We start from the raw sequence: 10,362 nt of genomic DNA, 5'->3' as shown, positions 1-10,362 counted from the left end.
AGAGCCTGTTCATGTGCGCCTTCACGGCAACCCGGCACAATCCGGATCTGGCCTCCTTCTATACGCGCTTGCGCAGCAACGGGAAGCAACACCTGTGCGCCGTCATAGCCGTCGCCCGAAAACTCATCATTCTCGCCAACGCCATCCTCATCCGAAAGACCGAATGGACGCCACAGTACCGGCAAAATTGAAACATGGTTGCTCCCCGCTGGGGAGAAGAGGGAGTCGTGACGTTGTGGCATTCTCCGGATAGCTGTGCTGCAAACCGCGCACTAGGCAGGCACAGCCTTCTCCGTCCAACCGCTGGTCCAAAGTTCCCGCAACCGGTCGCCGTCGCCCTTGAAGAAATCCTCAGCTGTCGCGCAGCGCTCCACCCGGTCGCTGCGGAAATTGCGAATCGCCTGGCGTAATTCGCACCAGGCGACGATATTGGCGGTCTGCGAATAATAGATCAGCGCGATCGGCCGGATCGTCCGCTCGCTGGCGCGGCCGAGCTCGTCACGGTAGCCGAGCATCAGCTTGCGTTCGTCGCGGATCGCGCGGCGCACGATTGCAAGATCGAAGCCTGCCGGCTGCGCGACCGAGCCCCAGGCGTAAAGCGCCTTGTTGTCCATCGCCTGGCGCAGTGGCGGCGGCACGGCGCCTGATATCTTACGGTTGACGCGGCGTGCCGCCTGTTTCAGTTCCTCGTCCGCAGTGCGTTCGAGCAGTGCCAGTGACAGCACGATCGCCTCCATCTCCTCGATCGAAAACATCAGCGGCGGCAGGTCGAAGCCCGGCCGCATGATGTAGCCGATGCCGCGCCCGCCTTCGATCGGCACCCGCATCGCCTGAAGGGCGGCGATGTCGCGATATATCGAGCGCACGGTCACTTCGAGCGTCTCGGCCATAACAGCCGCCGTCATCGGCTTTCTCGCCAGCCTGAGGATCTGAATGATCTCGAAAAGCCGTGAGGCCTTGCGCATTTTACCTCTCCCATCCCAACGCTCCTGACAATACACTGTCAGTTGGGTTTGCGTATAGAGCCGCCTATCGGATTGAAATCAATCAGGGTCTTTCCAAGCGACCCGCAGAACCCAAGGCGGTAACTGACATGAACTACCATGAAAACCTCTGGCTCTTCTTCACCCTTCTCTTCGGCATCATCATCGTGCCTGGCATGGACATGCTCTTCGTGCTCGCCAATTCGCTGACCGGCGGCGTCAAACGCGGGCTGGCGGCGACCGGCGGCATCATGGCCGGCGGCGCCGTGCATTCGGCCTATGGCGCCGCCGGCGTCGGCGTGCTCGTCACCATGCTGCCGCAGTTTTTCAACGTGCTGCTCTTTGCCGGCGTCGCCTACATGATCTGGATCGGCATCTCGCTGATCCGCAGTTCGATCACCGTCGAGGCGGTCGGGCCGGGAACGGCGCGCTCCGGCTGGCGCGCCTTCCGCCAGGGCGCTGTCACCTGTCTCGTCAATCCGAAGGCCTATATCTTCATGTTTGCCGTCTATCCGCAGTTCTTGAGGCCGGAATTTGGCCCGATCTGGATGCAGGGGCTGATCATGGGCGCCATGACCGTCGTCACCCAGTTCGCCATCTACGGTACGCTGGCGATGACAGCCGGCCGCAGCCGCGACCTGCTCGTCGCCAATCCCGACGTCACGGCCTTTGTCGGCCGTTTCGCCGGGCTGCTGCTGGTTGCGGTTTCCGCCTTCAGCCTCTGGCAGGGGTGGAAAAGCGCCTGAGCGCCACTGCATGTCGCCCGGAAGTGTGCAGCGGTTTCGGGATAACGACATGCATAAAAGCAGAGAACTGCCTATCACATTGTTTTTATGATGATCCGGCAAAACGTGACTGCCAGGACGCATGGATTTTGTCATGCTCCCGGTGCAGATTGGCGATCGGCCATCTTGGCCGAGGAAATGGGAGAGAAATATGAATTGGAAAGCAACAGCTGCGGCTGTAGCGATCGCCGGCATGGCCTTCGGTTCGGTGACCGCCGCCGACGGCACCCATGATTCGCGCATTGCGCTGATGAAGAAGATCGGCGGTTCGGCGGGCGCCATGGCCGCCATCGCCAAGGGCGAGAAACCCTATGACGCCGAGACGGTAAAGACGGCGCTGACGACGATCGCCGCAACGGCCAAGGTCTTCCCCGATCAGTTCAAACCGGGCACCGAGACCGGCGACAAAGAGGCGAGCCCGAAAATCTGGGAAAACATGGACGACTTCAAGGCCCGCGCCGCCAAGCTCTCCACTGACGCCGAAACTGCGCTCGCCCAGCTTCCGGCCGATCCTGCCGCCGTCGGCGCCACGATCAACACGCTTGGCGCCAATTGCGCGGGCTGTCACAAGGCCTATCGTATCAAAGATTGATAGGCCGTTTGATCTGGAACTTGATAGGTGATCCGCGCCGGCCTTGCCGCCGGCGCGGATCACCTTATTCTCCGCCCGTGCGGGCTGGCCGCAGAATCGTTCCGCACAGAAATTTCGCCGAAAGGGGAGGCGGGGCATGATCCGCAGGTTCATCCGGTTATTGCTTTGTCTGATCGGCGTCGCCGTCCTCGGCGGGGGCGCGATTTATCTCGTCACCGCGCCCGATCCGCTGCCGGAGAGCCATTGGGCGGGTCTCGGCGCGCCCGACGCGGCAAACGGCCAGATGGTGTTCTGGGCGGGCGGCTGCGTCAGTTGTCATGCCGCACCCGGTTCCGAAGGCGATGCCAAGCTGACACTTTCAGGCGGTCTGGCGCTGAAGAGCCCTTTCGGGACCTTCCATGTGCCGAACATCTCACCCGATGAAAAGTCCGGCATCGGCGGCTGGACGCTTGCCGAGTTCGGCAACGCGATGAAGCGCGGCGTCGGCCCGGGTGGTGAGCATCTCTACCCGTCCTTCCCCTATGGCTCTTATTCCCGCATGAGCGACAAGGATGTCAACGATCTCTTCGCCTTCTTGAAAACCCTGCCGAAAAGCACAAATGTCGCGCCACCGCATGAGCTGCCGTTCCCCTTCAACATCCGGCTGGCCCTCGGCGGCTGGAAACTCCTTTATTTCAGCGACCAGCCGCGCGTCGCTCTGGCAAAGAGCGACGATAAGATCAAGCGCGGGCAATATCTCGTCGAAGGCCCCGGTCATTGCGGCGAATGCCATACGCCGCGTGATGAGCTCGGCGGCTTCAAGGCCGATATGTGGCTTGCCGGCGCGCCCAATCCGGAAGGCAAGGGGCGCATACCCGATATCACCCCGGCCTCCAAGAGTATCGGCGGCTGGAGCGAGGCCGATATCGTGAGCTACCTCGAAACCGGCTTCACCCCCGATTTCGATTCCGTCGGCGGCTCGATGGTTGATGTGCAACGGAACATCGCCCGCCTGCCTGCCTCCGACCGCGAGGCGATCGCCGCCTATCTGAAGGCCGTGCCCAGCCGTTAGCGATGGAAGCAACGATGCCAATCGCGCGAGGGTTCCGGCACGGTAACTTGGTTGTTTGGCACCTTCGCAAGGTCCCACGCCTGTTTATAGGGAGGTGGGACCTGGCATCAGATCATATGGGTGGCGCCAGCCGGGCATGTTGCTGATACGATCTTTCCAGGCTGCGATTGCCGGAAAGGCGCTGTGATCGATCCCGGTTTCCTCCGGCATGAAGACGTAGCCCGCCAGAGAGAGGTCTGCGATCGTCACCCGGTCGCCAACCATGAACGCCCGATCGGCGAGGTGTTCGTCAACAATGGCATAGGCAGCTTTGGCCCTTAGTCTCAAAAACTCGACGACGGGCGTCTCGCCGCTCTTCTGCAGGCCATACATGAACCGCAGCGTCGCGTAATAGCTCGTGAATTTGTGATTGTCGAAAAAGATCCAGCGCATGACGTCGCGACGTTCTTCGGCCGTCTGCGCCCCAAAATGGCCTGTCACCTCTGACAGATAGTCCAGGATAATCCCCGATTGGCTGATCTTGGTTTGCCCATGTTCGAGCACAGGCGCCTCGCCCTGTTCGTTGATGGTTTTTCGCCATTCTTCAGTACGCGTTTCGCCGCCCAGATAATCAACGAAAATGCTTTCCCACTTGATGCCGGCAAGCGCAAAGAAGAGTGCAATCTTGTAACAGTTCCCGGAGAGAGCGAAGCAATGAAGTTTGAAATCAGGCATGAAAGCTCCTAACAAAAATAAAGACTTAAAGCGCCGATCAAGCGAATCTGAAAGATTGCGACGCGCTTTAGGCGATCGACTGCATGTAGCGCATGCCGGTCACCGGACGCGGGGTGAAATCCAGCTGCTCGTAGAAGCGGTGTGCCAGCACGTTTCCGGTCGCGGCGCTGACGGAGAGGTAGCCGCAGCCGGCATTGCGGGCGGTCTCGCGCGCCCGGTCGACCAGCAGCTGGCCGGTGCCGTGGCCGCGATGGCCGTCACGCACGAAGAGATGGTGCAGGTCCATGCCGCGCTTGCCTTCTTGCGCCCTGTAAAGCGGCACGAGAATGGCGTAGCCGATCAGCCCTTCGTCGGTCTCGGCGACGAGCGCATTGATCCAGGGCAAAGGCCCGAAGAGGTCGCGCTCCAACTGCTCTGCCGTTGTCGCAGCCGCATCGCCGTGATGGGCGGCAAGCAGGGCGATCATCTCGCCGAGTTCGGGCAGGTCGCGCGGCTTGGCTGCGCGGATGGTCACCACCGATGGGCGCATCAGTGAAATTTCGCTGTCTTCGATTTCGGTCATGGTCTTCGCGTCCTTTGATAGTCTGCCGTCAGGACGCTGCCGATACAACAAAGCCGCCTGACGGCGGCTTGTTGACAATATGATCTTGTCCGGCCGCCCTTTACAGGTACAGCCAAAAATACGAGCGGCTCTGGTGCGCGTTCTTGATCATGGATGATAGATCGTCGGAAATGCAGCCATTGTCAATGGTGGATTCAAGCCCATCACAGGCATTGAGCTCCGGCTTCACACTTAATACTATACCCCCCTATGCTATAGGCAGGCCCATCATGTCCCACACCACCCTGCAGAAAAAGAAGCTCGTCGCCCGCATCAGCCGCCTGAAGGGGCAGATGGAGGCGGTCGAGCGCGCGCTCGAGGCCGAGCGCCCCTGTGGCGAGATCCTGCAACTGCTCGCCTCCGTCCGCGGCGCGCTGACCGGGCTGACCGGCGAGGTGCTTGACGATCACCTGCGTGAGCATGTGCTGAATGCCGCCGACGATGCGGCGAGGGCGGAGGCGGTCGAGGAAATATCGGAAGTGTTGAGAACCTATATGCGCTAGAGCAATTCCAGGAAAAGTGTGAAGCGGTTTTCCTAGGCAAAGCGCGAAGCGATTTTGCCGAGAATTGCGTAAAAACAAAAGCTTATAGCGGTGGCGAAGGAGCCTGCAATGAGTGCCGGAATCGAGAAGGCTGGAATTGATGCCCTGGAACATGATCATGTCTTCCTCGGCGCCGATCATAGGCGCAACGAGCGGCGCATCTGGCTGGTGATCGCGCTGACGGCGGTGATGATGGTGGCGGAAATCGCCGCCGGCACCCTCTACGGCTCCATGGCCCTGGTCGCCGATGGCTGGCACATGTCGACCCATGCCAGCGCTCTGCTGATTTCGGCGCTCGCCTATCTCTTCGCCCGCCGGCAGGCGCGCAATCCACGTTTCACCTTCGGCACCGGCAAGCTCGGCGATCTCGCCGGCTTCGCCAGCGCCATCATCCTTGCCCTGATCGCCCTGCTGATGGCCTGGGAAAGCCTGCTGCGCCTTTCCAATCCCGTGCCGATCGGTTTTGCCCAGGCGATCGCCGTCGCGGTCATCGGCCTTGCCGTCAATCTGGCCAGCGCCTGGCTGCTGGCCGGTGGCGGCCATGTCGCGCATGGCGATCATGCGCACCATCACCGTGGCCATCACGGGCATGGCCACCACGCGCATCACAGTCATGGCGACCATGCCCATCACGGCCACGGCGACCATGCCCAGCACGCAAAGACCGGCGACAACAATATCCGCGCTGCTTATCTGCACGTCATCGCCGATGCCCTGACCTCGGTGCTCGCCATCGCGGCGCTGACGCTCGGCAGTCTATACGGCTGGCTCTGGCTCGATCCCCTGATGGGCATCGTCGGCGGGTTGGTGATCGCCAATTGGTCCTGGAGCCTGATGAAATCGTCGGGCGGCGTCCTGCTCGATGTCATTTCCGAAGGTGAGACGCTGCCGGCTGAAATCCGCGGAGCCATCGAAACGGAGGACGACCGGATTACCGATCTGCATGTCTGGCAGGTCGGCCCTGGCCATCATGCCGCAATCGTCGCCGTCCTCACCTCGCAGCCGCGCGATCCGGCTTTCTACAAGGGCAGGCTCTCGGCGCTGGAGGAATTGTCGCATGTGACGGTCGAGGTCACCCGCGCCGCATGAGCGGGGCGGGCCGAGACGCTCGGCGGACGACAAGATCGCTCGACGGACGATTAACATCGCTCGACGGACGATCAACATCGCCGTCGGGACGACAAGTCGCCGCAATCGCTGCTTAGCTCTGTCCTCTTGATTCGCCGGAGGATTTCATGGATCTCAGTCTGACCCGCCGCATGCTGATAGGCTCGGCATTGTGCCTGCCCGCGATGGGCTTGTCCGCGCTGACGCTTCCCGCCAATGCCAAGGAGGGGGCCGAGGAGAGTGCAGGCGAGGGCGACGACAACATCGACCGCCGCCTTGCTGCGCTGGAAAAACGCACCGGCGGCCGCCTCGGCGTCTCTGTGCTCGACACCCAGACGAGCATCTCTTTCGGCTATCGCGGCAGCGAGGCCTTTCCGATGTGCAGTACCTTCAAGGCGCTGGCCGCAGCTTTCGTGCTTGCCCGTGCCGACAAGGGTGAGGAGAACCTCGACCGGCGGGTGAGCTACGGCAAGGACAAGCTCGTGGACTATTCGCCAATCAGCGAAAAACATGCTGGAACCGATGGCATGACCCTTGCCGAACTCTGCGAGGCGGCGGTGACCGTCAGCGACAACACCGCCGGCAACCTGCTGCTCGAAAGTTTCGGCGGTCCGGCGGGGCTGACCAATTGGCTGCGCTCGATCGGTGACGGCACGACGCGTCTCGACCGCACCGAGCCGACGTTGAACGAGGGCAGAAGGGGTGATCCGCGCGACACGACGACCCCGGATGCGATGCTCGACACGCTCGGCAACCTGACCCTCGGCTCGGTCCTCACCGAGGCCTCCTCGGACAGGCTGATCGCCTGGCTGGTGGCGAGCACGACAGGCAAGGAGCGGCTCAGGGCCGGCCTGCCGGCGGATTGGAAGGTCGGCGACAAGACCGGCACCGGCCCGAATGGATCACTCGGCGATATCGCGGTGATCTGGCCGCCGGATCGCGGCCCGATCGTCGCCGCCGTCTATATCAGCGAGACGACCGTGCCGGTAAAGGAGCTCAACCCGCTCTTTGCCGACGTCGGCCGCATGATCGTCGAGATGGTGTGAAACGGGAAAATGCGGCGGAGGAGGCTCTCCCGCCGCATGCCGTCGATCTTTCGGTGGCTCAGGCGGCGGTGATATCGTCTGCCGTCTCGGTGCCGTCATCTTCGATCCCGGCCATCTCGCGCTTGATCTGGTCGGCGATTTCCTTCTCGATCGCGGCGCGCTGGTCGGCCGGCATGGCGGCCAGATCGGCTTCGGACAGATCGTGCTGCTCGAGATAGCGGGCCCGGATATATTCCGCCGGCGTCATGTTTCCCCATTTGGAGAATTCGTCGACCAAGGAATTATGCACCGCCCTTGCCGCCACTTCTTCGTCGGAAGGCGGGCTAATATATGGACCTTCAGCGCTTTGAAGGGCCCAGATGGTATTAGCGATCGACGGCGGCGTACTGCTTGGTTCGAGACCGGGCGCGGCATTGGAGGCCGTTTTGGTGAAATCGGCCGTCTGCTGATTTTTGGATTTGGCCGGCTGATCGAAAAGGCCGCCGATGCCGTAATAGTTGCGAATATTACTGGAAATTTCCATAAAAACTCTCCCCGAAAAACGGGGAGAGAATGAAGCGGCAAACCTGCGCAGAGCTTGCGGGAAGCTTCGCGTCACGGCAACGTATAGGCGATCACGTAATCGCCGGGCTTGGTGCCGACCGAGCCGTGGCCGCCGGCGACCATGACGACATATTGTTTGCTGTCATCAGTCGTATAGGTCATCGGCGTCGCCTGGCCACCGGCGGGAAGCCGCGCCTGCCAGAGCTCTTGGCCATTCGTCACGTCATAGGCGCGCAGGTAGTTGTCGACCGCGGCCCCCAGGAAGGCCACGCCGCCCTTGGTGAGCATCGGCCCGCCGATGCCGGGCACGCCCACCTTGAAGGGCAGGGGCAATGGCGTCATGTCGCGCACGGTGCCGTTCTTGTGCATATAGGCGATCTTGCCGGTGCGCAGGTCGACGCCGGCGACATAGCCCCATGGCGGCGCCTGGCAGGGGATTTGGAGCAGCCCGAGGAAGGGACCCATGAAGACGCCGTAGGGCGCGCCGTCATTGCGGTTGAGCCCCTGTTCGCTGCCCTTCTCGTCCTGGCCTCTCGGCGGAATATCGGCGGCCGGTACCAGACGCGAGGTGAAGGCGAGATAGGTCGGCATGCCGAACATAATCTGCCGCTCCGGATCCACCGCCACCGAGCCCCAGTTGAAGGTGCCGAAATTACCGGGATAGACGATCGTGCCTTTAAGCGAAGGCGGCGTATAGCGGCCCTCATAGTGGTAGCGGTGGAAGTCGATGCGGCAGGCCATCTGATCGAACAGCGACACGCCCCACATGTCCTTTTCCTGAAGCGGCTCGGGCGAGAAGGTGAGGTCCGAGATCGGCTGCGTCGGCGAGCTATGATCGCCCGAGACCGTTCCATCAGGCGCAGGGATTTCCTTGACCGGGATGATCGGCTCGCCGCTGCGCCGGTCGAGCACATAGATATCGCCCTGCTTGGTCGGGCCGACCAAGGCCGGAACCACGGTGCCGTCCTGCTTCGTCAGGTCGATCAGCGCCGGCTGGGCCGGCACGTCCATGTCCCAGAGATCGTGATGCACCGTCTGGCGCACCCAACGCAGCTGGCCGGTGGCAATATCGAGCGCGACGATTGAAGACGAGAATTTCTCGACATTGTCGCTGCGGCCGATGCCGATCTGGTCGGGCACCTGGTTGCCAAGCGGGATGTAGACCATGCCGAGCGCCTCGTCGACGCTGAAGACCGACCAGCTGTTCGGCGAGTTGGTCGTATAGGTCTGGCCTTCAGTGATCGGCGTCGTCACATCGGGATTGCCGGAATCCCAGTTCCAGACCAGGGCGCCGGTGTTGATGTCGAAGGCGCGGATGACGCCGGATTGTTCCTCGGTCGAATAATTGTCGTTCACCGCCCCGCCGACGATGATCTTGCCCGCCACCGCGACCGGCGGCGAGGTGGAATAATAATAGCCGGCCGGGTTGTAGCGCATGCCGGTTTCCAAATGCAGCACGCCCTGGTTGGCAAAGCTGGTGCAGACCTTCCCGTCCGCCGCATCGAGCGCGATCAGCCGGGCGTCGGAGGTCGGCAGGTAGACGCGCTCGGCGCAGGGCTGGCCGGCGGCAACGGCAGGATCGGCATAATAGGTGACGCCGCGGCAGGTCTGATGCTGCCGGTCGGGGTTCATGCCGGAGTTGGCGTCATATTTCCATTTCTCCTTGCCGGTTTTGGCGTCGAGCGCGATCGCCCAATTGTGCGGCGTGCAGAGATAGAGCGTGTCCTTCACCTTGAGCGGCGTCACCTGATAGGTCGTCTCGCCGACATCGTCCGGCCGCTTGACGTCGCCGGTCTGGTATCGCCACGCTTCCTTGAGGGTGGAGACGTTCTCGGCGGTGATCTGGTCGAGCGGCGAGTAGCGCTGGCCGAAGGCCGTGCGGCCGTATTGATGCCATTCGCCATCCGGCACGCTGCCGCCGAAGGCGGGATTGGCGGCAACCGTATCCCTAGGTAGCTCGCCGGCAAGATCATGCGGGTCAGTCGTCATCGAATAAAGGGCGACGAGGATGGCGAGAACGACGGGCACGGCGAGCGGCCATGGGTTCGCGGCATAGGTGATGCCCGTCGGGCTGTGCAGGCCGAGCGGCCGGCGGATCCATGGCGTCAGCAGCCAGAGCCCGAGCAGGATGATCATGCCGCCGCGCGGACCCAACTGCCACCAGTCGAAGCCAACCTCCCAGATCGCCCAGGCGAGTGCTGCAACGACGAGCACCGCATAGACCCAGAGCGCCACCGCCTTGCGCATCAGCAGCAGCCCGGCGGTGATCAGGAACATCAGCCCGGCGAACAAATAGAAGACGCTGCCGCCGAGCGTGACGAGCCAGAGCCCGCCGCCGCCAAGAGTGAGCCCGATGATGATGAAGAGGATCGAGGTGCCGATGATAGCCATGGCGGTT

At 62.2% G+C, this 10,362-nt stretch carries 11 protein-coding genes and 1 pseudogene; 7 read left to right on the top strand and 5 right to left on the bottom strand.

Annotated elements, in window-relative coordinates; genetic code table 11:
• Nucleotides 1-191 (top strand): annotated as a pseudogene (locus HFO99_RS28410) (IS110 family transposase); the annotation flags it as partial.
• Nucleotides 192-272: 81 nt separating this feature from the next.
• Here HFO99_RS28410 and HFO99_RS28405 read toward each other — a convergent pair.
• Nucleotides 273-965 (bottom strand): helix-turn-helix transcriptional regulator, encoded by a 693-nt coding sequence (locus HFO99_RS28405; RefSeq protein ID WP_222365009.1) that lies wholly within the window; start codon nt 963-965, stop codon nt 273-275.
• A gap of 128 nt (nt 966-1,093) precedes the next feature.
• Between HFO99_RS28405 and HFO99_RS28400 the strand changes: the two genes are divergently transcribed.
• From HFO99_RS28400 to HFO99_RS28390, 3 genes are all read left to right on the top strand, one after another.
• Complete coding sequence (locus HFO99_RS28400; protein WP_222332768.1) at nt 1,094-1,729, top strand: LysE family translocator; 636 nt, start codon at nt 1,094-1,096, stop codon at nt 1,727-1,729.
• Nucleotides 1,730-1,919: 190 nt separating this feature from the next.
• Complete coding sequence (locus tag HFO99_RS28395; RefSeq protein ID WP_222365007.1) at nt 1,920-2,360, top strand: c-type cytochrome; 441 nt, start codon at nt 1,920-1,922, stop codon at nt 2,358-2,360.
• Between the two features lie 136 nt (nt 2,361-2,496).
• Nucleotides 2,497-3,411 carry a cytochrome c gene (locus HFO99_RS28390; RefSeq protein ID WP_222332770.1) on the top strand — a complete coding sequence of 305 codons (915 nt, stop codon included), beginning with the start codon at nt 2,497-2,499 and terminating at the stop codon, nt 3,409-3,411.
• An 84-nt stretch (nt 3,412-3,495) separates the two neighbouring features.
• Here HFO99_RS28390 and HFO99_RS28385 read toward each other — a convergent pair whose 3' ends face one another.
• On the bottom strand, nt 3,496-4,125 hold the full coding sequence (locus tag HFO99_RS28385) for a glutathione S-transferase family protein (protein ID WP_222365005.1): 630 nt from the start codon (nt 4,123-4,125) through the stop codon (nt 3,496-3,498).
• Nucleotides 4,126-4,192: 67 nt separating this feature from the next.
• On the bottom strand, nt 4,193-4,687 hold the full coding sequence (locus HFO99_RS28380; protein ID WP_032985037.1) for a GNAT family N-acetyltransferase: 495 nt from the start codon (nt 4,685-4,687) through the stop codon (nt 4,193-4,195).
• A gap of 269 nt (nt 4,688-4,956) precedes the next feature.
• Here HFO99_RS28380 and dmeR point away from each other — a divergent pair, with 269 nt between their 5' ends.
• The 3 genes from dmeR to bla all read left to right on the top strand — a co-directional run bounded on the left by dmeR (nt 4,957) and on the right by bla (nt 7,421).
• The gene (dmeR, locus tag HFO99_RS28375; RefSeq protein ID WP_018446272.1) at nt 4,957-5,229 is read left to right on the top strand and encodes a Ni(II)/Co(II)-sensing transcriptional repressor DmeR; all 273 of its coding nucleotides are present in this window, start codon (nt 4,957-4,959) and stop codon (nt 5,227-5,229) included.
• 108 nt (nt 5,230-5,337) lie between these two features.
• Nucleotides 5,338-6,357, top strand: a complete 1,020-nt coding sequence (gene dmeF / locus HFO99_RS28370; RefSeq protein ID WP_222365003.1) for a CDF family Co(II)/Ni(II) efflux transporter DmeF — start codon at nt 5,338-5,340, stop codon at nt 6,355-6,357.
• A 146-nt stretch (nt 6,358-6,503) separates the two neighbouring features.
• A complete protein-coding gene (gene bla / locus HFO99_RS28365) occupies nt 6,504-7,421 on the top strand; it encodes a class A beta-lactamase (RefSeq protein WP_222365000.1) in 918 nt (305 codons plus the stop codon).
• A gap of 58 nt (nt 7,422-7,479) precedes the next feature.
• Here the strand turns inward: bla and HFO99_RS28360 are convergent, their stop codons facing one another.
• Together HFO99_RS28360 and HFO99_RS28355 are read right to left on the bottom strand one after the other, a co-directional pair.
• Nucleotides 7,480-7,944, bottom strand: coding sequence for a hypothetical protein (locus tag HFO99_RS28360; RefSeq protein ID WP_222332774.1), 465 nt, complete (start codon nt 7,942-7,944; stop codon nt 7,480-7,482).
• 71 nt (nt 7,945-8,015) lie between these two features.
• Complete coding sequence (locus tag HFO99_RS28355) at nt 8,016-10,355, bottom strand: glucose/quinate/shikimate family membrane-bound PQQ-dependent dehydrogenase (protein ID WP_222364998.1); 2,340 nt, start codon at nt 10,353-10,355, stop codon at nt 8,016-8,018.
• Nucleotides 10,356-10,362: the final 7 nt, after the last annotated feature.

It is taken from the genome of Rhizobium leguminosarum, assembly GCF_019798305.1.
Classification (GTDB): Bacteria; Pseudomonadota; Alphaproteobacteria; order Rhizobiales; family Rhizobiaceae; genus Rhizobium; species Rhizobium leguminosarum_U.
This window is presented reverse-complemented; position numbering and strand designations above follow the sequence as displayed.

What these genes read in the sequence shown, in the direction of transcription:
- HFO99_RS28405 (WP_222365009.1), bottom strand. Translation starts at nt 965, where the DNA reads ATGCGCAAGGCCTCACGGCTTTTCGAGATCATTCAGATCCTCAGGCTG.
- HFO99_RS28400 (WP_222332768.1), top strand. Translation starts at nt 1,094, where the DNA reads ATGAACTACCATGAAAACCTCTGGCTCTTCTTCACCCTTCTCTTCGGC.
- HFO99_RS28395 (WP_222365007.1), top strand. Translation starts at nt 1,920, where the DNA reads ATGAATTGGAAAGCAACAGCTGCGGCTGTAGCGATCGCCGGCATGGCC.
- HFO99_RS28390 (WP_222332770.1), top strand. Translation starts at nt 2,497, where the DNA reads ATGATCCGCAGGTTCATCCGGTTATTGCTTTGTCTGATCGGCGTCGCC.
- HFO99_RS28385 (WP_222365005.1), bottom strand. Translation starts at nt 4,125, where the DNA reads ATGCCTGATTTCAAACTTCATTGCTTCGCTCTCTCCGGGAACTGTTAC.
- HFO99_RS28380 (WP_032985037.1), bottom strand. Translation starts at nt 4,687, where the DNA reads ATGACCGAAATCGAAGACAGCGAAATTTCACTGATGCGCCCATCGGTG.
- dmeR (WP_018446272.1), top strand. Translation starts at nt 4,957, where the DNA reads ATGTCCCACACCACCCTGCAGAAAAAGAAGCTCGTCGCCCGCATCAGC.
- dmeF (WP_222365003.1), top strand. Translation starts at nt 5,338, where the DNA reads ATGAGTGCCGGAATCGAGAAGGCTGGAATTGATGCCCTGGAACATGAT.
- bla (WP_222365000.1), top strand. Translation starts at nt 6,504, where the DNA reads ATGGATCTCAGTCTGACCCGCCGCATGCTGATAGGCTCGGCATTGTGC.
- HFO99_RS28360 (WP_222332774.1), bottom strand. Translation starts at nt 7,944, where the DNA reads ATGGAAATTTCCAGTAATATTCGCAACTATTACGGCATCGGCGGCCTT.
- HFO99_RS28355 (WP_222364998.1), bottom strand. Translation starts at nt 10,355, where the DNA reads ATGGCTATCATCGGCACCTCGATCCTCTTCATCATCATCGGGCTCACT.